This is a genomic window from Pedobacter sp. MC2016-24 (assembly GCF_015223055.1).
In the GTDB taxonomy this organism is placed as follows: domain Bacteria; phylum Bacteroidota; class Bacteroidia; order Sphingobacteriales; family Sphingobacteriaceae; genus Pedobacter.
The window spans coordinates 159,322-182,800 of the sequence record NZ_JADFBX010000004.1 but is presented as its reverse complement, the minus strand read 5'-3'; the positions used below and the strand labels follow the sequence as shown (position 1 = coordinate 182,800).

Below are 23,479 nucleotides of genomic sequence, written 5' to 3'. Positions count from 1 at the left end.
CATTGATTTGGGTGAATAATTAATTGGTAAAAGCCGAGATCAGCACGTACACCAGGTAAGCCCCGATCAGCGTACAAAACCCGATCAGCAGGCCGATCCGCCACTGCATAGAAAGTCCGGCACACCGTTCGTTCAGGTAATCCGCCAGTTGTCTTTGCCGCTCAAGCATCAGTCCGGCGATCCGTGCCGAGACAGCATCCGAATTCCCCGCTACCCTAACTCTTTTCTTAAAAAACCGCATTGCTATGGTTTTAAAGGTTCATCGGTGTTGGAAACCGTTTCCCAACGCTGGATCAAAAAACCATGCGGATTGTTATCCGTCTGGGTTTTGATGTCCCTCACCTGTCCTTGTGTCACCAGCTTACGAAAAACCGTACTGCTGGATCTGACCAGTTTTTGGGTGGCGTAACAGGTAAAAGGATAAGGATAACTGTTCATGTCCAGCCGGATGCTGTCGACTACGATCTCCTGGCTGATATTGGCGGAAATCAGGTTACTGAAAAAACCCTGTTCCTTCAGGTTGTCATAGGCCTTCTTGGCGCTTTCATCCGCCAGGTACAAGGCCTTAGTCACACCAGCCTGTATCGCTTTTTCATCCGGACTTAAACTAAAAAAGTACTGGTGAAATGTCCGGATATGATCCCGGAGTTCAACGGGCAGGTTACTTTTACGGTCTGAAGCCAGTGCTTCCAGCACTTTCCCATTGTAAAGGATATGCACCCTGTTCTGAGAAGCTTCCACCAGCTGATAACTTTTGTACACGCAAAAGCACATCACCAGCGCATTGCACAGGATCAGAAAAATACTGAACCTTTTGATGTGCTGAAAAGCAGTATCTATATTTTTGAATTGTGTAAACATGATTTAAGGTTAAGTTTTACCAGATAATTTGTCTTTGAAATAATCCTGACCGGAGGCTTCGGCCATGCCATGTTCCAGGTTCCTTCTGGCATCATCAAAGCGGTCAACGATCATTCCCGATCCCGCACGGGCACCAGCCATGCTTTTGGCACCTACCTGGTACGCATTACTTGTTCCCCCGGAAACCATCATGTTCACTTTGGTCAGCATCGAATTCCCACCACCAGCATGCACAATGTAATTGGCGATCGTCGGAATACAGAAATACCCTACAATCCCAATAATCATAAATATGAGGTAGGCCGTATCGGTACTGGAGAAAAAAGTATCCCCCTGCTGGGTAACCTCCTGGATATCGAGCCTAAGCATATTTTGCTGGATCTTGCCCAGGATGGTTCCGAAGATATTGGCGATCGGTAACCATAAAAAGATGTTGATGTACCGGGCGATCCAGACCGATAAGGTATGCCCCAGCCCGTCGAAGACCGCGAAACCAAATACCAGCGGGCCGAGTATTACCAGCACGATGAGAAAAAACGTACGCAGCGTATTGATACACAAAGCCGCAGCCTGATAAACCACTTCCAGCACCTCGGACATGAACTGCTTAAAACTGTGCCGCATCTTATAATCCTGGCGGTCTGCCCAGAACCGGATGTCATTGCCAATCCCTTCCATCCAGCCTTCTTCCTCTCCGGTTGGATCCTTGGGATGGGTATATTTATACCAGGCTTCCCGGTTTCCACTGCCATCTTCCCCGACATACAGCTTATACTTAACAGACTTTTTCAGCTCGCGCTCCTTCTGATCCAGCAAGGCCTTGATGGCATTGTTGGAATCTTTGACCATTCCCGAAGTAGCCGCTACGGTGATGCCCAACACCCCATTCATCACCGAGATCACCACCGGAAAAAACACGATGGCCATACCCAAACCGAATGGCCGCATTAAAGGATAAAAATCAATCGGTTCAGCCGCAGCAATCTGCCGCCATACCCGGTTAGCAATAAACCAAAGGGCTGCAAATCCGGCAATCGCCCTTCCCGCCCCGATCAGACCCGAACACAAAGGCAGCATATCCGCATACACTTGATCCAAGATAGACTGCAACCCGCCGATCTGCCCTGCCAGTCCCTGCGCCAAACAAACACCAGGCAAAAACAGCGCACATACCAGAAACACGACCGTACTTAAAACTAACTTTTTCATAGGCCAGAGTTTAAATGGTAAAGCGAACGTGTATCGCCTAATTCTGCCCGTTGCTTAACGCGCTGCTGACTAAGCAGCATGGCCTGCTGGTTAAAGCTTCTAAGAAACATCAGCTTATCCTGCGTATCGGCAAAAATCCGGTCTATCGCCTTGAGCCGCTGTTCATCGCTCATTCGAAAGGTACCCGCAGTGATCACGGTAACCAGCTCATCCAGGCTATTCAGGCTCTGGTCAAACAGCTGCTTGTAGACTCTAGCCAGGTAATCCAGTTCAGAAAGATTCAGCCCGCCGGAGCTTTGAAAACTTTTAAAGGCAGCCTTATACTCCGATAACAGGCTTTTCTGGTCACGGATGATATCTGCCACACGTCGGTACTTCTTGATTTCCGGACTCACCAGCATCAAGCCATCCAGGAATACTTCATGCAGGGAAAAATTCCGCTGGGAGATATTTTTTACTGCATTGTACCCCTTTGACACGACCTCATATCCTTTCTTCATATCCTGAAGGATATTTTTCATTTGGCTGAGCTTCTCTACATTGAGCAATAGCTGCTGAACTTCCGTGGACTGCGCCCGAACCTGCGAACAAACAACAACCAGCCCAACACTTACAAACACACAAAGAATTTTAATTGATCTCATACTGCCTCCTCATCCATTCATTTGATTCCAGACCAGACTTGACGCTCAAAATGAACCCACTTACTTCCCCACAAAAACTCCGGGCAAAAGCATATTTATCCCGCATAGCCTCTTGAATCTTACTCAACCTGCTCAATCGCTCCTCATCACTCATTTCCACCCCTCCAGAGGTAATCACCATCAGCAGTTCTTCCAGGTCATTTCCGCACTCAGCAATCAGCTGATCCCGAACATCCAAAACATAAGCCTGATTCGACGGGGACAGATAATACAACTGTTTTAAACCAGAGAAAGATCCGCTGATCGACAGCTGCAGAGAAAGGATTTCTCCTACCTTTTCATGGTTGCGGATAAAGGGGCTGACCAGTTTCAAAGAACCCAGAAATACCCGGTGCAGGTTAAATTCCCCATCGGTGATTCCTTTGACCACGTCAATCCCTGAACCCACGATCTCATAGCCTTTCTTTGCATAACCGATGTACACCTGTAAGGCCGCAATCTGCTGCAACAGGTATCTTTTCTGGGTTTTCTTCTGGTTGAAAAACTCCCCGAATGTCTGTCCAAAACCAGGATTAGTAGCCAGCATAGACAACAGCACCAGAACCGAAACCATTCGCCACTTAACGCTACTCAATCCCATAGATCTCCTTTAATGTGGCCACCTCATCCAGAGATTTAGCCCGCCCAATACTTTGTTGAATGTTCCCGGAATTGAATTTTTTCAGGTCTGCATAATTCTGTTCCATCTGATCCGCTGCAGCGGCAATCAGTTCCAGCCTTGCCGCATCACTCATCTGGGTCTTGAAACTGCTTACCACCATCAGCAGCTGATCCACATTTTTCACACTTTCCTCCAGTATGCCAGAATAGATCTTCGCCATATACTCCAGCTCCTCCGGACTAAAATGCTTGTCCTTTTTGAACAGTCCCCAGGCCCATTTGTATTCATCCATGATGTCCACCTGACGACTGGTGAGATCCTTGATCCGCTTGTAATAAGTGATGGCCGACTTGATCTGCCAGAGTTCCTCATAGTACTTACTGTACAAATCCTTCTGCCGCTCTGTCCAGTCGGCAATCTCACCCAGTTTCAATTTTGACAACTGGTTTTCCAGTACTTTCTGCGCATTCTGCAGCCAGATCGTCTGGTTCTGCAAACGCTGCACTTTCAGGTCAACCGCTTTGATGACCTTCTTTACGCCCGCCTTGATCACTTCCAGTACCGCAATCTGCGCCGTCGCCTGGGCAGGCAAAGCCACAAACAACGTCATGGCGCTTAAAGGCAAAATGACCATATATTTTCTCATAAGTTTCTTGATTTGATTTTTATAGGTATTCAAGCTTCCTTCGGAGGTTTTCATACATCTAATCCATTTCATGTGATAAAATTTGATTGATTAATTGATTTTTTTGTAAACCCGGCTGCTGATCCGAAGGGTACCCGCGGAAGCATCAAACACCAGTTCTTTTCCACGCCTGGTTTCCTTCAGGATTTTAGCCTGTTCATCGTAAACCGCCATCCAGACCTCGGTCTCGTACTCCCGCTTTCCGATCTTACCACTATGGATCCGGTTAAAACCCGTCTTACGCTGGATCAGGTAGCGGTTATTGCTACCCGCCTCGATCACCAGCGTATCACTGGCTTTACTAAACTCACTTCCCGCCTGATTCACATAAGTTCCGGGAATAAAAGACCGTACCTGATCCCGCATGCAGGCGCTGAAAAACAGCATCAGTACCGCGCAAACACTTAAAATGATTATTTTCATAATTCTATTAGTTTAAAAATGATTATGTTTTATTTCTGAGCTCAGTGGCTAAAGCAGCGATCCCCTTTTGCATACTGCCATACCTGCGCGCATATTCCTGCACTTTTATCTTTTCACTTTCCTCAGTGGTATAAGCCAGGTATTCCTCCAAAGAAACCTCCGTTCGGTACACCTTACTGTGCCCACCCAGAGAGATAAAGACCTCTTTGTACTTGCGTTTGGGATCATTAGCCTTGTTCATCGATAGGATCTGCGCTTTCTCCTTATCGGTCAATCCCATCAGCTCCTGGATCTGGTCAAACCGGTTCTGGTATTTACGCTGATCCAATAGGATCTTACAGTCACTGTTGTTGATGATCGCCTGCTTGACAATCGGAGAAGAAACAATGTCCTCAATCTCCTGGGTCACTACTATCGGCTCCCCAAAAAACTTACGCATGGTCTTGAACAAATACTGGATATAGGCCGCCATACCTTCTTTGGCAATGGCTTTCCAGGCTTCTTCGATCAACACCACCTTACGCACTCCCTTCAGCTTACGCATCTTGGATAAGATCATTTCCATGATCACCAGCGTCACGACCGGAAATAAAATCGGGTGGTCTTTTACCGCATCCAGCTCAAAAACAATGAACCGTTCATGCAACAGATCTAGGTTTTCGGTGGCATTCAGTAAATAATCAAACTCCCCGCCTTTGTAGTAAGGATTCAGCACATACAGAAAGTTCGCCACATCAAAATCCCGTTCCTTCACCTTCCCATGCTCCAATACCAGCAGGTATTCGGCCATCAGGAATTCATAAAAAGAATTGAAACCCGGAAACAGATCCGGATGCTGCTCCAGATGCGCATAATACAGCGTCAAAGCATTAGATATCGCCACATACTCTGACCTGCGGTAAGGCTCATCATCCTTTTTCCAGAGCGCCAGCAGCAAAGTCTTGATGCTTTCCTTCTTCTCGGTATCCAGTATATCTCCCTCGGTCAGGTAAAAAGGATTGAAACAAATGGGGGACTCCTCCCCATAAGTAAAATAGTACCCGCCTACCAGCTCACAAAGCCCTTTGTAACTGTGACCGATATCAATCAAGACACAATGCGCATCCTGCTCATAATAAGAGCGGATCAGATGATTGACCAAAAAACTTTTACCAGAACCACTCCCACCAATTAAAAACTTCGAACGGTTGGTGATCCAGCCCAGTTTCATCGGCTCATCAGAGATGTCCACATGCACCGGTTTACCCGTTAACCTGTCCCCCAGCCGAATTCCAAAAGGAGATACCGAAGATCGGTAACCCGTCTCCAGGTTAAAAAAGCAGGAACCCTGTTCCGCGAACGTATCAAAAGTATCGTTCATGGGAAAGTCCGCTGCATTACCCGGCAAACCTGCAAACCAGATCTGCGCCTGTCCATCCGTCTCCTGCTTACAGACCGCATCCATCTGCGCCATCGCCGAACCCACCAGGTTCTTCAGGTCTTTACGCTTTGAAACCTCATCCGCCCAGACCAGCACATTGAAATGCGCTTTCACGGGCAGCCTGCCCGAGGCAATCGCCTCATTTAAAAAGTCATTCACCGCATCCCTGGAAATCGCATTCTCCCGGGAATACCCCGACAAAGACTGCAAACGCAGCTTTTTCGCTTCCAAATGCTTGATTGTTTTCTGAGCATCCTCGATGAATACATACTGGTTAAAAATATGGTTACAAGGCAGCAACTGCCCCAAAGGACTGGCAAAGCCAATGCTGAACTTAGTCCGGTCTGTAGAGTACTTTTCGTAATTGATTCGGCTCCCACACAAAGGCGGCAGGTCTTCCTGATCTGAGAGGGTATACACTTCAAGCTCTTGGTCACCAATCTGCAACCCACCCTTCACCCTGACATCCCTGAGCATAGACTGCTGACCCGGTTCCAGTAAAAAGCAATACCGTTCGATTACCCCCGGCTGATTGGCCGTTCCCGCCAGGTCATCATCCCGCAAACGGCGAAAGCGCACAAAACCACTATCCGACAACACCCTTTCAAACTGCCCGCAGGCATCCAGAAAATCATCCCGTAACCCCTCATCCAATACCAGATCAGGCGCAATAGATTTTCTCAGGATATTGCTGTAAGCCGAACTCGATGGCTTACGACCATCAGGCTTCTTGGTTAAAAACAAATAACAGCGGTGTTCCAGAAACGGTCTTTCATTAAAAAAGCGTTCACTGGACAGCGACAGAAAGGACTTATCCTCACCCTCAAAATCCGCCCGATACTGGCTACCGGTAAACCAGTCCTGCTTGTGCAGTACGCTAAAGGCAGGCAATAAACGGATCGCCTTCACCCAGCTCTGGTGGTAAGCCTCATAATCCCGGTCGGACAAAGTAAAAATCTCCGGTAAAGCCAGCTCATAACCGATCGTAATATCGCCCTGCATAGAAAGGATACAATCCTTTTCCACTTTATACACCGGGAAAACCTTAAGCGCCTCTGCCATAACCCTCCCGAAATTTTAGCCCTGTAAACATCCTACGAGACCGGAACTTAATATAACCCGGCAAACCGCGCTTAGCCAGATATTTCATCAACCCGTGCTGGCCGAAACGATGCGACAAACGGAACACCGAAAAGATCAGTAAAGCCCCCAGGCCAAAGACAATAGGTAAAACCAAATACACTGGTACCCCGCAGATGTACATCACTGCAAAACCGATCAACAGCAGCACCAGACCCACCGCCAGGTAAGCGATGTACTGCGCTTTTAAGCCTTTAAACACAATCGGCTTGCCCACCCCTTTATTGATGTGATACACGCTGGCCATATCAGATCCCGAAAAATGATTTCAACACCGTAGCCACCACCACCAGGAAGATACAAGAGCCAAACCAGGCCGCCGCCACCTTATTGGTATCCGGCTCCCCGGCGTTCCACTTGTTAAAGACCTTGATGGCACCGATGATGCCCACTACTGCACCAATGGCATACATCAGACTGCAACCCGTATCAAAATAACTCACCACCTGGTTGGTCGCCTCCTGGATCCCGGCGTTCCCATCCTGGGCAAAAAGGGTCACACTAAAAAATAAGTTCAACGCGCAGTACACCAAACCCAAAACAAGGGTTCTGGCCAGCGCAGTTGCTTTAAAACTGTTTGGATGCTTCATAAAAAAGAGAAATAAAAAAGATTAGAGATTGAGGAATAGACAGGAAAAAACATAGAGAAAACAAAAGGCACTAATCCCACAGATCCTCCAGTTCCTGCACAGACAAATGAAAAGGCGCATGATCCCGGATAAAGGCATTTATTCGCAACAGCGCAGGACTCGAACCAATCCCCGGAAACTGCTCCCGAACCGGCTTCATCAGCAACAGGAAATCCGTTTTAGTCCCATCCTGCGCCGCCAGCAGTTGAAATACCGTCTTCAGCTCTTCCAGCACATCCGGTACCAATCCCACCTGCTCCTCACGAGAACCATCACCAACAAAACCAAAATCCCCCGAAGCCACCATACTCATCCCCTCCGGCATTTTAGCTTTACCCATCAGGTCATCTGTGACCGGGGCCAACAGCTCCCCGCCATCAAAAGACTCTACGCCATTCTCCCAGCGGTGCGGCAACCTGGAAGAACCCAAATCACCAGAGCCAGCACCAGCCAAAGGCGAACCCGTACCTGAACCACCGCCAAACCAGACACCCAGCTCCCGCCTGAAAAAAAGCAGCAGCACCGCCGCCCACCAACACAAGGATAACATCCCCGCCGCAATCCAAAACTGCAGCCATGAAAATTGTTGTAACATAACATTGCTTTAAACCAGTGCCCCATTGCACCAGCGAAGCAAAGTTTGCCCCAAATCCGCCCCTGCATTAAGTAAACTACGGTACTACTGACAAATAAACCACACAATTAAATCCATCAGACAAATCAATCAACGTTCTCAACGCTCACCATCCCTGCCCCTGCCCGGCAAACCATCATCCTGATCCATCTTACGCAACAGCGCATCAATCATCTGTTCCAGAAAATGCGTACGGCTCAAACGCTTCCTGCTCCTGATCTCCGCAAAGCGCTTGGCAGGCACCCCAATCGTCACCCGAAACTTCTCCTCCAGCCAGCGAAAGATCAGACCAATCCCCGCCGTCCCATTATTCAGCTGCCCGGAGTGAAAAAGACCATAACCCAGCTCCGCCAGGTTAATCGTCTCCCCCGTCCAGCGCAACTCCTCCGAATCTGCACCCATACCCACCAGCACCGGCGCATTCCCCTCACGCAACAACACCAGCTTCTCCATCAAAAAAATCTTCAATAGATCAAAAGCCCGGAACTTGGCAAACAGATAATCCATCGGCGTAGAAAACACCGGATCCAGATCCGGAACATTCGGCATCAGGATACTCTGAATCACCTTACCCCGCATAAAATACAACCCATCCAGATCCACCGCATCCAGCAAATAATACTGATACTGAAAAGCATACTTCTTAAAATACCGCTCCAGGTAAGCCAGCTCATCCAGAAAAAAAGCAACCTGCTGCTCCTTATCACCAAAAGGAACACCCGTCTCCATCGTATACATCTCCGTACAATAAATCTGGTGACAATAAAAAGCAGGCTTCACCCGCTTAAAGAAATCAACCTCAGCATCCTCATCCTCAAAACCCTGCGCCAGCACCATCGCCTTCAACTTCCCCAAAGCATCCCGGGTCAACTTTAAACTCTGCACCAGCCGATCCAAAGGATCAACAACCTGAACCGACACCCGGCCCAAATCCTTCTCCAGCTCAGCCAGCAACCTTGCACTCATTTGTTTCAACATAAGCTCGTTTTTTTATGAAATGATATTCACAAAGAAACCAGCAAACCCCATACAGATCAAGTACATACACCGGTTATACACCAGCCAGGGAATAATGAACATAGAACTACAAAAACCAACATTTAAGCAAAAAATGATACCTTAGATAAAAACAAATGCTCTATGGAATATAACTCAATACCCTATCCAAATTTCAGCATCAGTGAATTCATTACACGAAAGGCGAAGGATTTTTGTAACCGTCGAATACGCACAGCTGGAGATATCAGTGTAAAAATCAACATTGATCAGCTAGAAAACGAGTTATACACACTCAACAATGATAAAGACAGAATTCAGTTCATAGCTTACACCATCAGTCATATTAATGAGATCGTAGCGCAGCACTTACCAATTTGTAAAACCAAGGGGTGCAGAATTGAACCTGATAGCCAGGAATTGTTATATTTCCTTTATGGCCAACTAGAAGAAAATGATTTACATGTTGACGTAGACCAGTTCTCCCGTGATGAGACTTATGCTAACAATGACAAGATTAACCAGATCATTCGTGAGCTCAAAGAACTAAAAGCTGGTCAGGAAATCATCTTTGAAGAAGTTGACCTGCTCACCATTGATTCAGCCATAACTGAAGCAGAAGAGCTCAAGGGATTACAAATACTGGGTAAGAATAAATGGTTTAAGCTTGTAGCAGGTTTTGCTGCTGAATATGGCGCAACAAAAGTTCTAGACGAGGTCTTCAAAGGATCCATCATGCCTATCATCGCCTCTTTAGGTAGTTTTATTACCGGTTTATTGAAATAAGATTGATGTGTTAAACGAACGATAGCAATTTTAATAAATATTGAGCTTAGAACCTACAAATTCAGCGCCTTAGCCACTTTGTCAAGGTAAACTTTAGGAATGAGTATCGGCACCGTCATTGCTCCTAGAAAATAAGCGCAGTTAAGTCTGTGTTTTCCATCCCCTATGAAATTACCGTGGCCAGGTATATCTATAATCGTTGGCGGAATTAACGGTTCCTTTTCAATCCAATGTTTGATAATTTTGCAATGCTGATAGCCAAGGTTTCCCTCGATATTAAATTCTGATAGATCTGTTACCACCTCGCTGTAGGCCGGCCTCATAGAATTCAATAGCAGGTTGATGTCTATTTCGGGAATTAATTCATATCCTTTCCCCTGAACTTCGTACTTATCTTCAGTCAAAGGTACCGGCTCTTGCAATTGAAAATCAATATTGTCTTTTGATATATGCCAATAAGGTTTTAAATCTGGGAATAACCCAGATTCTATATCAGCTTTTATAGTATTACAAAACAATTGAAAAGCTTTATCCTCTTCTGAAGGATTGAATCTTTTTTCTGCCAGGCGTTTCGCTTCATCCATATCCATATTGACTGATTTAAAATTATAACTGAGTAACTATTATTTAAAAATTGTCTGATTTTTAATCCTTTTCAGGACATACTTGACAGGATAGTCCGGTGGCAAGGGCTTAAATAGTTTATTATCCTTAGTTGAGATATATTTTTCACGCTGGAACGCCCTTAGCGCTTTTAAATCAATTATACCAGTAAGTACCGTATCGTTTTCTCCACCTTTTAATTTTAAAATGTCCTTAATCTCCGTCCTGGAAGGTTGCGTGATACGTGTATCCCCGAATTGACTGGTATTTACTTGTGCAACATACACGTGCAGATCTCTTGAAATGGATTCTACAATGTTTGAAAAGTAATTTACATCAGGATTCCATTCACTAGCTATCAGTAAATCAATTTTGCCTTTAAACAACGAACGATGGGTTACATCAGCAAGTTCAAAGCAGTAGTACGGACTAAAATAGAGTCCTCTCCATATAAACAAATCATAGATTGCTGTGGTAAGTTTTGGCACTTTAAAATGATTAGTTTTTATCATCAATTCTTCTCCATGTGAATAATGATTTTTTAACCGGTATACCACAACAGCATCTTTAATTCCATTTTTCTCAAATGGAAGAATAGTCACTATAAAATTATAGCAAATACCTCCGACAGTGATGTGTTCCAGCCCTGTCACTACGAGTTTTTGCTCATTTACCGCAAACCAGGTGATACGATCCAACAATTCTATTGGAACAAAGCACTCCGGAAAAAGTAATACATCTGCTTTCTCCTCTTTTGTTTGCTGGAAAATCTTGTAAAGCGTATTATATCTGGACCCATCCATATTTGGATCATTACGCATCCCTCTCAATATGTTCTCACCAAGTACTTTTGTATTGGCAACTGCAATTTTAGGCTTTTCTAAAGGTCTGGAAGAGTTCACCATAAACTGATGTTTGATTATTGAAGGAATCTTTCCACCTTTTGCTTTCGGAGTTCTTTTACATTTAAAAATCGTTTCTTTTACAGATTTTAAATTTTTGAAATCGTAGGCAGGTCTGTGCTTTTTGTTAGCAAGGACATAGTTTTTAAAAGCGGTGTCGAGAAAAAACTCGGTATGCTCAGCACCAAATTCCCTACCCATCATTAATGTCAATTGTTTTTGCTGATTATTTTCAACGGCATTAGCTAAAGATATTTTCTCAAAAAAAACAGCAAGGCAACATTCCCAGAATTTAACTGACCGGGGTGAGTGCTCCAGTCTTAAGGTATTTAATCTATACATTAGAAATCTAGCTTTATCTCAGTGAAATTTTTATCTGTTTTATACTCGTTTGTATAGGAGATCAGGGGTTGCGCAGCAAAATGATGGCGAATGAGGTTTGACCTTCTATAGCGCTCAACAAAGGAATCACTATCTCTCGGATCCAAAACGACCTTTTCAAAATATGGATGTTCTGTCTTAAATGTATTCACAGAGAACGTAAACAAACGATCTGCTTCCTTAGACCTGGACAAAAACGTTGGGTCTAAAGACAGCGCGAGCTCGTGAGAAATGTGCAAAAATTCAAGTACATTTTCCTGATAGTCCTCCATTTCGATGTCGACACTACTTTTTGGATTCAAGGCCAAAATAGATTTTACACAACTCAAATAGAACTTAACATACGCAGTCGCTTTATTATTGACCAGGAGATAAACAAACACACGTTCCCAAAGGCTATATAAAGTGAGAGTATTCTTTCCTCTAAAGAAACGCACCACTTTTTCGGCATCTTCATCCGATAATTTATCAGCTCTCCTTAGGGCGTTGAATATCTTTTTCGAGAGATAGACAGTTAACCCAAATTTATCTTCTTTATAATCCTTTAGGGTTCTAATTTTCCCTTCAGTGCCATCATAAAGCAAATGATAGGCACTTTCCTCAAAATCCTGTTCATCTTCCGCATCCTCATAATTACGAAATTCACTGGACTTTTCTTCAAGGTCACGTTTGAGTTTATCGATAACTAAGGAAGATTCATCCTTATCGAAATAATACAGTAATGTTTTGTCACTCTGGCAATATAGCCGATCGTAATCATTTAACTTAAACAACCTTTCCTCTTTAGGGGTAACCTTAATATGACTTGTATCATTCGGTTTGAGAAATCCAGGTTTATCTATCAGTAACAACACCGGATAAAAATTTTCCAAAACAATCTGTTCTAAATCCGACAATTCTTTGTAATCATCCTGAGCGAGATGTTCATATGCGTCGTTATACACCATTTCCTCCAGCTTATTTCTATACTCAGAAAAACTGAAATTTAGTGCCTTAATATTATCCCTGGACTTTTCTGAAGGAATTATCGGGTTAACGATAACCATCAAAATATCGTCTACATAACGACCATAATAGACAGGTTTAGACTTCTTCGCTATCCTTTGATCAAAATCAATCAAGTAATCGTTCGCCAATACAAAAGAAGAAAGCAGACCGATAGGTAGAATGTAATGATGGACATTTCCTTCTTCATCCATCACTTCGGAACCAAAATCATACGGAGTTTTGTAATCATTCGCAATAAGTTCCGTAAACTGTTCATGTATCCTACAAAAGATAGCAACCAGGCTATTCTTTGCCTGTAACGAGTCTCTTTTACTATTGATATTGAAAGGAGGAATATTTAACTTCTCGGCTGGAATTCTTACCGAATGAAAGAAATCCTTGATGTCAAGATTTAGCATTAGCACATTATTTCCAGATTCCAGATGACTGCGTGCTACGTCTACCGATCCATCCCGCCATTTCTGATATTGTTTTTGGTAAGGCTTAAACAACCCGGAACCCTGCACTACCGCAGTTCTTTCATGATTCAATATTAAACGATTTCCAAAACAGTTGTTTGAAAGCTTACTGTCAAGGTCAACCCCATGTTTTAAAATCCAGAGTACTGATATCAAATGAATTTCAATTGGCGCATCAATAAATACGAGAGAACGTTCAATCTGGTATTCTTCAGCAGTACGCTTGTTTGTTATAATCTTTGAGTGCTCATGAATATCCTTGATTTTTTTAGGAAGAAGTTTCGCAGAAATATCAGACAGGTAATAGTTAAAATAAGACGGATTCTTATGATGTGAATTCAAAGCCTCGGTAAAAATCCGCAGCTTTTTCTCGTATAATTTTAACTTCTCCTCCGGATCAAATTGCACATCGTAGGCAGTAGCGAACTTTTGAAAAAGTCCCCTTTCTACCATGATATCCAAATCATTCGGAAGGTTGGTTTCAAATATGGCAAGCCGTTGCCGCATATAGAGATTTGATGAATCGTAATAAATATAACTTTTTAGCTTAATGTATGCTTCGAGAACTTCGTCGTATGTAAAACCCATGGTCTTTGTTGATAAAAAATAATAGCGCTAACGACCGAAAATGCAAAAAGCAGATGGATTTCGTAGTAGGAAAAGAAATTGAAATGATGTTTTACGCATATTGAGAGATTTAGATCTTACATAGATACAAAATTCTCTAATATAATTTGCATTGAACCGACTATTTTGGATCAAAGTTCCGATCCAACTGATAAGAATACTAAAAGTACAGATAACTTATCACCTTTCAGAGATTTTAATCAAACCCCTCGCTAAAGAACTCTTCAACCGTAATCCCGAAAGCACGGATTACTTTCAGCAGACTGGAGTATCTTAAATCCTCTCCTCTTTCATACCTTCCAAACTGAGAACGGGAGATCTCATGTTTGTAAGCAAAATACTCATAATTCGTAAAACCTGCTTTAATCCTAAGCGCTTTGATACGCGCACCAAGACGCTTAAGATCTTCGAAGTTATCGGCAACATTATCATCAGTTTTTTTAGATGGCATATCCCAAAATAAAGGAATACCCCTCTCATATATTACCCTTTATATAACACACCTTATAAGTGTCTTTTTTTTCGTAAATTTGTAACTAACTAATGCCAAATAAAATGAGTAGCCGTTTCCCGGAACCTATTCTTCATCAACCAATACAACAACTTGGATTAAGTCAGGGGTTGACTGAACTTGTCTTAGATCTTGGATTCTACTGTCTGGCAGACCTTTTAAAAATGAATACCAGGGTACTAATGAAATTCCCAGGCTTTACCACTCAACACCTTTACGAGTACATCAACTTTTTAGAGGAAAGACATTTAGGTAACTACATAGACCCATAGCTTAGACCGCTCGATAGATACCTTTAATTGAAACGATTTCAACAAAAGAAAAGCTATTTTTGGAAGATGGGGCCAAAAACCAAACTTACCGCACTCGCTGAGCTTTTAGGAAAACACAAATTTCGCGGAAGACTTTTTCCAAAAGGAGAAGAATATGACTACATAATTGAAGAAACCAATGAGCGAATCACTTATTCTTGTGAATTCGATACGTTATATACCCAGACCAAAGGGGGTGATCAATTCGCGCGCATTCTTCACAGAATTAATAGATGAACATACACTTCGAACATTCGGCCCAAATCGGATTCCCTACTGCCAGACAAATGACATTGAAGATGTAAAAAACATTCTGACCGAAGACAAAAAATTTATTCATACAATTGATCAGGCAGATGAATTTACTGATCTTATGGTCAATAATATTGAAGCGCTATTTACGCCCTCCATGGTTAGCTTTCTAAAAGACCAGGATAAGCCTTTTATCTATATGCTTTCCATTGAACAGCTTCGGGATGACACCTTTGATAAACCAATTGAATTTATGTCTCCCAGAGGTTATAGAAATGTGATTGAGGCCTCAAGAGTTCGAAAAAACAAAACTTCTGATTATAATGAGGTAGAATTGAAAATCATAGAAATGGGCGAGATTGAACTGAAATTTGAAGAAGTCAGACGGGAAATATGTGATTGGGCACCTAGCAGACTTTCAGCTATTTATCTGATGGATTATTCCGAATCATCAGCGGAAAATATGCGTAAAATGTTTTGGAATACCATAAGAAAAGAACCAAAGGTTATCATTGTGTGCATTGCCGGACTTGCGAGAATCATTAAAGTAGATTACCGTTGGTTCGAGGCATATATCAAAGAAAAAAATAATGAATACATCAAGAACTACTGGCAATCAAAACCTTTTGTAGAGGGAAGTACTACCTGGGAATATTTACATGAAGGCGGGCTATTTCCTTTGGACGAGGAATATGATCCCTATCAATAAAACATCATTTAAAATACACCGCCCCCTAACAAAAAAGGCGGTACAGGCCTAAGCCCGCACCACCTCAACTTACACCAAACTTATCTTTTATCCCGGAAGGAAATTATCCAGGTCATCCAGCATCTCCCTCAGCTTCTTAGCAATCGGCGCAATCACAGACTTATCCTTACTATACAGCTTCGCTTTGATACTGGAACCTGTAAAAGATCTCCCATCCTTCGCATTAAAATTGCGGGCAATCTTCTCAGAAAACACATCCAGATTACTTTCATTATAGAACCCATGATCATACATCAGCTTTTCCCAGTAAGCCAGTTCAGCAACCCTTTGCGTACGGTTCAGTTTACCCGCCTCACCCTCCAAAGCAACAACAGACTCTAAAGGAACACCCAGTTCCGCATCAATCCACCTAGACAACTCATTTTCCACCCGCATTTTTCCTGGATCAAAACGCATACTTGTGTATAAGGTCACCTGGAATAACCGGGCTTTGGCCCTGAGCAATACCTTACGTTGTTCTTCGGGATTCAAATCCGAAATCGCAGCCTGTAACATGCGGCTGTAATACGCAGAAAACCTGGAATGGTTATAACCCAAACCAATCAGCATTTCCAGCAATACAATCTCATCAAAAGATCCAGCCGAGATACACTCAGCCAGTATTGCTCCAAATTTCCTCAGGTACCTGAAATCAGACCAAGTTGTTTTTCCTTCCAACCGAAGGAAACGATTGAAAGGAATCCCGATAATCTCTACCAGCAAGGGATCAATACCCGATTCCAACAAAACAGCCTTTATCCGCAGCCACTCTTCTGTGAAACCCACCGCTTCTTTAGCACAAAACAACTTAGGCAAGACAATAGAACCTGCGATCAGATCAGCCGCAGGCTTACGCACTTCTTCAATCAGTCCCAATAAAACCTCACCATCCGGATTAACCACCCGTAAAGGATTGTACAATACATTACAGATCCTAACCAGCCGAGCCAGGTTCACTTTCAAAAAAGTAGCCACCTGCGTTTCATTGTTCAGACTGGTCATTTTTGACAACAAAAAGTCCTTCAGCACACCTACTTCCATAACCAACTGCTCATCAGCCAAATTCTGACCTTCGCCCTTTTCAGCGAGTTCCGCGATTTCAGCAGCCAACGCTTCCAGGCGGTTAAATTCCTGATTTACCATATCTATAGCTTCATTTTCATTAATAGGATTGTCCCGGGCCACATTACAGGCCCAGCCAATCACCTGATCAATCGTACGCAATACCTCATTCCGTTCTCTTTCCGAACCCATGTCAATCCCACAGATCTTACTTCCATTGGTATGGGCATGAAGCGACATGTAATAACTCCCACCCAATAACAAAGCAATGATCGCCCTAAAACTCACATCGGTATTCCGGAATAATTCATCCGTTTTACCAAGTAAGACTTCACCCGCCAGTTCGCGCTCCTCAGAAATACTTTTCATCAGCGGGCTCTGCTCACAGATCTGCCAGAGAATGATCTTCTGCATCTCCCCGTTCTCATAAAAAGATCGGAAATTCTCCTGCATCAAACCACTAAATATCTCCCTGACCGATTCCATATCGGGTTTTTCATCTAAACGGAAGCGCTCAAAGAAAGGCAGCCAGTAATCCTTCTCGTGGATAAAAGCCTTTTGCAACCCATTCAAACCCTGGAAATGATAACGGATCAGATTCTTGTCCTTACCGATCCACCGCGCAATGGCATTGGTCTTCAAACCGGAAAACCCATGCAGGCGAATGATCTCACCCACCGCATCCAGCAATTCCCGTTTGGTTATTTCACTATCCCTGACTTTATTGAGGCGCTTCCTTGTCATATGTGTTTAATCTGATAAACCTTCTTTTTTAATGACCCATTCCCAGGCGTTCAGCACTTTATCCAGCTGCCTGTGGGTATGGGTAGCCATCACACTCATTCTCACACGCGCATCCTTCCTCGAAACCGCCGGGTAATTGATCTGGTTGGCATAAATACCCGCCTCCAACAGCCTCCCGCAAACCCTGGCATTCAAACCAATGTCCCCGATCTTCACCGGAATGATGGCAGATTCCGTAATACCCGTGTCCAGTCCCAAAGACTGCAAACCTGTTTTCAGGTAATCAATATTATCCCAGAGGTGGTGCATCCAGATCGGTTCCTCATCCACCAGGTCAATCGCCTTAGCGATACAAGCTGAAGCAGGTGATAAAGTCGCTGAAAAAATATGCTGACGTGCCTGGAACTTCAAAAAACCCACCAGATCCGGACTCGCGACCACATAACCACCCAGATGAGCGAAGGTCTTACTGAACGTACCGGTAATGATATCCACCTGCTGAAACAGATCATGCAGCTCAATCACCCCACGGCCAGTCTCCCCGATCACTCCGGTACCGTGCGCATCATCCACCATTAAATAAGCATCGTACTCCTTCACCAATTTCACAATCTCCGCCAAAGGCGCCAGATCCCCGTCCTGGGAATACACCCCATCAATGATCACCATTCTTGTCCGATACTTTCCCAACGACGTTTTCAGCACCCGCTCCAATGCCTCCAGATTGTTGTGCAGAAAAGTCTTCACATTCGTATTCAGACAACCTTCATACACACTGGCGTGCACGGCCATATCCAGAATCGCCAGATCTTCCCCTTTCAGCAAAGCCTGCAATGAAGCCGAGTTCGCGGTATAACCTGTACTGAATACCACCGCACTCTCCCGCTTAAAGAAAGCCGCAATCTTATCCTCAATCTCCTGGTGAAAGATATAATGACCTCCAATCGCCGGAGATGCACCTGCACCAGCGCCATACTTCTCAATACCGGTAATCGCCGCTGCTTTCACTTTAGGATGCTGTGTAAAACCCAGATAATCATTAGACACCAGACTCACAAAATTACGGTGCGGATTCCCCGGCAGATTGAGTTCAATCTCAGGGCCACAGCCCGAAAGATTCTCCTGCCGGTAATTAAACTGACCAGCCTTAGTTCGGTCACGCACATACTCCCCCCACAACTTCGCCCAGTCAAAAGGATCCAAACCTGGAATGTTCTCAAAGTCCTTAAAACTCGCCTTTTCAAAATCAATGTTCATACGAATAATATTTTAGTTGAAAACGAAATTAGGGTGTAGCATTACCCTTGGTGGGGAATTAAGGGAACTAGATTTATTTTTTTCAAAAAACAGCGCAAAAGTAACAAAGCATTAAATCCAGTAAAACAGAATCGACAAAAACGTCCCTTCCCAAAACAATCTGCCGAAGTCTGCCCTCTAAATACTAGAACACCAAAAGCTTTAAACGCTCATGATTCTGACCACAGCTCTCCAGGCGAACTTCATCTCAAGACCTCCAATCCAATGCATCAAACGGTAAACCTCCGACAACTGAAAATCCAGCTGATACGTTAAGCCCAAACGCCCGTCAAAAGAAACCAAAATCAGGCGCTCCACCCTGCCAAACTTCCAGGACAGATAAGCCACCAGAGAAGGAGAAAATACCAGCCGCAACTCCTCAAGCAAATCAGTAAACAAGAACAGTTACACTCTACTACTAAGCTCATTGTAATCTCTATTAAAACAGGCAGCTACACCATCCGGCAATAGCCGCTGATTAACCTAAATTTAAACATCAATTTCTTGTTTAGTTACCATCGCCTTCCATAACAATAGCTCCTTATTCAAAAATAATACATGATCATCTCATGCGTCCACTTCTGATCCGCAAACAAACGGTTCATATGCATGTGCATCAAATCCCCAACTGTCCACTACGACCAATGTCACAACCCGATAACACCGAAACCAAGGAAGACAAAAACAAATCCCCCCGTTCCAGCACCTCAGAGCCCAAATTAGAGGTACAAACTTCTTAAACGCCTTATAGTATTATTCAGTTTTTTTAACCCCAGACACATCGCTCATCTGTTTTTTAAGCAAGTTAGTTAGGGTTTACACCCTTGGTGGGGAATTAGCGGTTAGAGTTGAAAAAGTTAAAATAAACATGGATCGGCTTTGAAAGAAAATTGATGATAGTATTTCAGAATTGGCTACTAATTAATAAAAAAGAGGATGATCACTTTTTTACAAATGATACATCCTCTCAATTTTATTACGATTTAAAAAATGTGGGTACTTGTTAGGATGGTGGTTGTTACAGTTGACGTATCAGTATCAGCCCCTCTTTTTACAAAAGATTTTTTAAAACGATACAAGGTTTGTGTTTTTTGTGCTGGGAGTTTACTTTTTTGATTTTTCATGTTTTTAATTTTAAGTGTTTATAAATGTGTTAATAGATTTAAAAAATGTGGGTACTTGTTAGGATGGTGGTTGTTACAGTTGACGTATCTGTATCAGCCCCTCTTTTTACAAAAGATTTTTTAAAACGATACAAAGTTTGTGTTTTTTTGCGCTGGGAGTTTACTTTTTTGATTTTTCATGTTTTTTAATTTTAAGTGTATATAATTTATTGATTAATTGTGATTCTATTTTTCTGCGCTTTTATAAGTCTTGCCCGCTTTGATTGGAGGTGCTTCGCAATACAGAAGTAAAGCTGCAGTTCTTGTTTTCGTTGTTGTACGGAGAACAAACGATTTATTTGCATGTGAATGATATCGGCCAGCAAACCCGCAAGTCTATGCTCCGATGAGATTTTACTTGCCAACGCTTGCCAGTTTTCGAGAAAAAAAGCCAGTTTTATGCCTACATCCACATAAATATCTTGGTCGAAAACATCATTTTCTAATACCTCTATTATACCAGGAGTTAGCTGTCTATACTTACTGTCAAGATCTAATCTTAATGATTTGTCAACTGCAAATTCATGCAGAAAATTGTCAGTTACTTTTTTTAAATAGCTAAGTTGGTTCTCTATATCGTCCCATACGATTACCGTCATTTTTGAGATTATCATAATCCCAAATTGGAAAGGACTTATTAGTCCATTATCTGGATAAACTAATTCGATATATTCGGTAACTAGCTCACTTCCGGCACAAAATAAGTCCTCTACTTCGCTAATAATATCACTACCATATCTTTCAATCTCACGGTTGTAAGTATCTACTTGATATTTTTGGATTAGGTGCGTCTCGTTATTTGATTCCAAAAGCTCTTTTATCTGCAACATTAACTTAGATTGAACTTCAATGGATGCGTTTACTCTAAACCGTATATGGTTACCACCTTCATTATAGCGGATAAAAAACCATTTATGAATAAGTGATGTATTATTATCAACTATTTTTTTTATAATATTGATTAAAAGGCGGTTTGCATTATTTGGTGTACAAAAAAGTTTCAGATATAACCAGGCGCTACCTGGTACAAACGTTCGATTAATGCTAAGTGAAGTTGGAACTTTGGAACTTTTCAATGGCTGGTATACCAGTTCATTATGCTTTAAAAAAGCCACAAACTGATTAACTACTGGTTTATCATGTATTACGACAGAATTGTCAGGCCTATGAAATTCTTTTAGCACAATTTTCTTTTCATCTTTGATACAATCGATAAAAAAAGAAGCTTCAATTTCATTTTCGAGATTGAAAACCAATTGCTGATCATGATTTCCAAGCATTATCCGCTGGGGTATTTTGAATCGCGTCCGGAAATGGGAAATGGCATCTAACGGATTATTTTCTACTTCCATTTTCAGTTGATTTAAATCAAACTCTTTTATTATCCACTTTGCAGGGCTGATTATCGTCCGTCCAAATTCAACCGCTGGATAAAAACCCAAATCAGGGAAAAGCTGCTCAAGGTCTAATGAAAAACCCGACGATGTACCTTGATGCTGCAAATCGCATAAAATACGAAATAAACTAAGGTCGGTTCTGGTATGATTATAAGCAGAAGTCAACCGAGGAATTACTCTTCTTTTTAATTTTACCGATTCCAGTATGATCTCATTATTAAGTACCGAAACTAACAGATCGTCTGGTCTAATTTGCTGTTCAACTGGTAATGTTGAATATAAATTGATAGGTATCTCATAATCATATATACGAACGCGCCTATTGACATTATCGACATGAGAATCCGAAAACTGTCCGATATCTGCAAATACGATATCCGGGTTTTCTGTGGATTCGGCTTTCGCAATTCCTCGGCAAATGTCTACTAACTCGTCATTAAACAACGAAAAGCGGCCTATAAGCGAAGTAGCTGTAGCACGTCCCAAACTATCGAGAAGTATTTTATTGCCTGCTAGCTTTCTAAACATTAGAGATGTCGTTGGTGGTAAAGGATTTTCTCCCTTTTTATCCTTTAAATTTAAAACATCATTCCCTGTAAGCGAAATCGGGGCATATGAATCTCTATTGGTATTCATTAACCAAGCCTTCATCATCAATTGATGCACCTCTGTCCATTGAATTGTTTTAATATCGGCTACTTGGTCAGGGAAACGAATATCCTCTAGCATTTCAGTTTTACTTTGCTCGTCAATAAGGTTTCCATAGCTAATACCTGTATCAGGGTCTAAGGCAATCAATAAGGGAACCTTTTGTTGGTCAAATCGAACTTTAAAGTCGGCTATGAATCTTTCCAGGTTAGGAAGGCTGGATGGACCAGATATCTTCCTAAGCACATCTATGGCTTCTAATAATTGCTGCTGCTCATTTTGATCTATGCCGCCACATTCAATTGGCCGTTCACATGCGCAATAGAAAAGCTGGCCATTGCCTTCAATATTGATTTTCGCTAATAAGTTTGCTAGCGATCTCGAAACTTCCGGCAGTGGTTTTGAGACATTCAGGGTATTGGTTTTTATTTTATCTACAAAATTCATTACTGAAGAAAACTGTAAATCTGCGAGAGCTTTTCCACTGAAATCGCCACGCTCTAAACTGATAATATTTCCATCATTCTCTGTCTTAAGGAATTGCTCGTCCAACAAAAAATTTAAATACGCTTTTGCTTCGTCGTGTGAGCACTCAGTTTCGAATTTAATCCATGCAAGAAAGTCCAGGTTGTTTAAAGATTTGTTTTTAAGCAGCTTTACGATCGATACATTTAAGTCTTCCGCATCAATAGCGTCTAGCGTGAATATATTATGCCCCTTATCATCGTCGATAGTTTTAATAAACCGAAACTCATTTCCAACGCTGTAACACATGGGATTCAGTCTTACATCGTAATGATCTGCTTGCTGGCGTAAATACTCAAAAATTCGAAGACGCAATTTTTGATCAGGCAATAAATGAAGCTTAACAAGTTCATTATCTTTCAAATTGACAACTTTATCTTCTGTCCACTTGATAGATGTAAATGATGAAAAACTTCCGAATGGCGTTGTTCTGAAGCACATGCGATTGTAGTATTTATTCAAGCTAAATATTTCCTTTTCATTCATTGATGAATAATCGAAACGCTTCTTTTCCAGCGCTGTATAAAAATCGGGACTTGCCAGATACAGCGCATTTTTAAACTCATCAGACAGAAGTATCTGATCCAAAGCTTTTAAGTTATACTCCTTAAAACTGTAAAATGGTGCCCTTAGAAACAATTCAGGGAAAAACTCGTATTTCATATTATATAATCCTTGAGATTTTGAACTTTTATTTCGCAAAAACCTAATGTTGTCCGAACAAACCTTATTCTGATAAAAAGACTATTGCTCCA

24 protein-coding genes are annotated in these 23,479 nt (G+C 42.5%); 2 read left to right on the top strand and 22 right to left on the bottom strand.

Annotated elements, in window-relative coordinates; translation table 11 throughout:
* Window positions 1–19: 19 nt before the first annotated feature.
* From IM797_RS11700 to IM797_RS11645, 12 genes are all read right to left on the bottom strand, one after another.
* Entirely contained in the window at window positions 20–241 is a 222-nt protein-coding gene (locus IM797_RS11700) for a hypothetical protein (RefSeq protein WP_194127317.1), read from the bottom strand.
* 2 nt (window positions 242–243) lie between these two features.
* Window positions 244–861, bottom strand: a complete 618-nt coding sequence (gene traK, locus IM797_RS11695) for a conjugative transposon protein TraK (protein ID WP_194127316.1) — start codon at window positions 859–861, stop codon at window positions 244–246.
* A gap of 9 nt (window positions 862–870) precedes the next feature.
* A complete protein-coding gene (traJ, locus tag IM797_RS11690; protein WP_194127315.1) occupies window positions 871–2,070 on the bottom strand; it encodes a conjugative transposon protein TraJ in 1,200 nt (399 codons plus the stop codon).
* Complete coding sequence (locus tag IM797_RS11685; RefSeq protein WP_194127314.1) at window positions 2,067–2,714, bottom strand: TerB family tellurite resistance protein; 648 nt, start codon at window positions 2,712–2,714, stop codon at window positions 2,067–2,069. Before IM797_RS11685 ends, traJ begins: the two co-directional genes overlap by 4 nt.
* Window positions 2,701–3,354, bottom strand: coding sequence for a hypothetical protein (locus tag IM797_RS11680; protein WP_194127313.1), 654 nt, complete (start codon window positions 3,352–3,354; stop codon window positions 2,701–2,703). The genes IM797_RS11685 and IM797_RS11680 overlap by 14 nt, the downstream gene beginning before the upstream one ends.
* Window positions 3,341–4,021: a conjugal transfer protein TraI gene (locus tag IM797_RS11675; protein ID WP_194127312.1), complete on the bottom strand. Its 681-nt coding sequence runs from the start codon at window positions 4,019–4,021 to the stop codon at window positions 3,341–3,343. Before IM797_RS11675 ends, IM797_RS11680 begins: the two co-directional genes overlap by 14 nt.
* A 90-nt stretch (window positions 4,022–4,111) precedes the next feature.
* Window positions 4,112–4,483, bottom strand: a complete 372-nt coding sequence (locus IM797_RS11670; protein WP_194127311.1) for a hypothetical protein — start codon at window positions 4,481–4,483, stop codon at window positions 4,112–4,114.
* A 22-nt stretch (window positions 4,484–4,505) separates the two neighbouring features.
* The gene (locus IM797_RS11665; protein WP_194127310.1) at window positions 4,506–6,965 is read right to left on the bottom strand and encodes a TraG family conjugative transposon ATPase; all 2,460 of its coding nucleotides are present in this window, start codon (window positions 6,963–6,965) and stop codon (window positions 4,506–4,508) included.
* Window positions 6,949–7,290: a DUF4133 domain-containing protein gene (locus IM797_RS11660; RefSeq protein ID WP_194127309.1), complete on the bottom strand. Its 342-nt coding sequence runs from the start codon at window positions 7,288–7,290 to the stop codon at window positions 6,949–6,951. Before IM797_RS11660 ends, IM797_RS11665 begins: the two co-directional genes overlap by 17 nt.
* 1 nt (window position 7,291) lies before the next feature.
* A complete protein-coding gene (locus IM797_RS11655) occupies window positions 7,292–7,633 on the bottom strand; it encodes a DUF4134 domain-containing protein (RefSeq protein ID WP_194127308.1) in 342 nt (113 codons plus the stop codon).
* Between the two features lie 70 nt (window positions 7,634–7,703).
* Window positions 7,704–8,222 (bottom strand): hypothetical protein, encoded by a 519-nt coding sequence (locus IM797_RS11650; protein ID WP_194127307.1) that lies wholly within the window; start codon window positions 8,220–8,222, stop codon window positions 7,704–7,706.
* A 183-nt stretch (window positions 8,223–8,405) separates the two neighbouring features.
* Entirely contained in the window at window positions 8,406–9,284 is an 879-nt protein-coding gene (locus tag IM797_RS11645; RefSeq protein ID WP_194127306.1) for an RteC domain-containing protein, read from the bottom strand.
* 162 nt (window positions 9,285–9,446) lie between these two features.
* Here IM797_RS11645 and IM797_RS11640 point away from each other — a divergent pair, with 162 nt between their 5' ends.
* Window positions 9,447–10,088: a hypothetical protein gene (locus IM797_RS11640; protein ID WP_194127305.1), complete on the top strand. Its 642-nt coding sequence runs from the start codon at window positions 9,447–9,449 to the stop codon at window positions 10,086–10,088.
* A gap of 53 nt (window positions 10,089–10,141) precedes the next feature.
* Here IM797_RS11640 and IM797_RS11635 read toward each other — a convergent pair whose 3' ends face one another.
* From IM797_RS11635 to IM797_RS11620, 4 genes are all read right to left on the bottom strand, one after another.
* A complete protein-coding gene (locus tag IM797_RS11635; protein WP_194127304.1) occupies window positions 10,142–10,678 on the bottom strand; it encodes a hypothetical protein in 537 nt (178 codons plus the stop codon).
* A gap of 33 nt (window positions 10,679–10,711) precedes the next feature.
* Window positions 10,712–11,935 carry a hypothetical protein gene (locus tag IM797_RS11630; RefSeq protein WP_194127303.1) on the bottom strand — a complete coding sequence of 408 codons (1,224 nt, stop codon included), beginning with the start codon at window positions 11,933–11,935 and terminating at the stop codon, window positions 10,712–10,714.
* Window positions 11,935–14,028 (bottom strand): RNA-directed DNA polymerase, encoded by a 2,094-nt coding sequence (locus tag IM797_RS11625; protein ID WP_194127302.1) that lies wholly within the window; start codon window positions 14,026–14,028, stop codon window positions 11,935–11,937. The genes IM797_RS11630 and IM797_RS11625 overlap by 1 nt, the downstream gene beginning before the upstream one ends.
* Before the next feature lie 235 nt (window positions 14,029–14,263).
* Complete coding sequence (locus IM797_RS11620; protein WP_194127301.1) at window positions 14,264–14,518, bottom strand: helix-turn-helix domain-containing protein; 255 nt, start codon at window positions 14,516–14,518, stop codon at window positions 14,264–14,266.
* Window positions 14,519–15,028: 510 nt separating this feature from the next.
* Between IM797_RS11620 and IM797_RS11615 the strand changes: the two genes are divergently transcribed.
* Window positions 15,029–15,850, top strand: a complete 822-nt coding sequence (locus tag IM797_RS11615) for a hypothetical protein (RefSeq protein WP_194127300.1) — start codon at window positions 15,029–15,031, stop codon at window positions 15,848–15,850.
* 87 nt (window positions 15,851–15,937) lie between these two features.
* Here the strand turns inward: IM797_RS11615 and IM797_RS11610 are convergent, their stop codons facing one another.
* The 6 genes from IM797_RS11610 to IM797_RS11590 all read right to left on the bottom strand — a co-directional run bounded on the left by IM797_RS11610 (window position 15,938) and on the right by IM797_RS11590 (window position 23,387).
* A complete protein-coding gene (locus IM797_RS11610) occupies window positions 15,938–17,695 on the bottom strand; it encodes a TetR/AcrR family transcriptional regulator (RefSeq protein WP_194127299.1) in 1,758 nt (585 codons plus the stop codon).
* Window positions 17,696–17,701: 6 nt separating this feature from the next.
* A complete protein-coding gene (locus tag IM797_RS11605) occupies window positions 17,702–18,952 on the bottom strand; it encodes an aminotransferase class I/II-fold pyridoxal phosphate-dependent enzyme (RefSeq protein WP_194127298.1) in 1,251 nt (416 codons plus the stop codon).
* A gap of 201 nt (window positions 18,953–19,153) precedes the next feature.
* Window positions 19,154–19,390: a hypothetical protein gene (locus IM797_RS11600; RefSeq protein ID WP_194127297.1), complete on the bottom strand. Its 237-nt coding sequence runs from the start codon at window positions 19,388–19,390 to the stop codon at window positions 19,154–19,156.
* A 146-nt stretch (window positions 19,391–19,536) separates the two neighbouring features.
* Window positions 19,537–19,608 (bottom strand): hypothetical protein, encoded by a 72-nt coding sequence (locus IM797_RS28705; protein ID WP_370583081.1) that lies wholly within the window; start codon window positions 19,606–19,608, stop codon window positions 19,537–19,539.
* A 366-nt stretch (window positions 19,609–19,974) separates the two neighbouring features.
* Window positions 19,975–20,115, bottom strand: a complete 141-nt coding sequence (locus IM797_RS11595; RefSeq protein WP_194127296.1) for a hypothetical protein — start codon at window positions 20,113–20,115, stop codon at window positions 19,975–19,977.
* 206 nt (window positions 20,116–20,321) lie between these two features.
* Entirely contained in the window at window positions 20,322–23,387 is a 3,066-nt protein-coding gene (locus tag IM797_RS11590; protein WP_194127295.1) for a lantibiotic dehydratase, read from the bottom strand.
* Window positions 23,388–23,479: the final 92 nt, after the last annotated feature.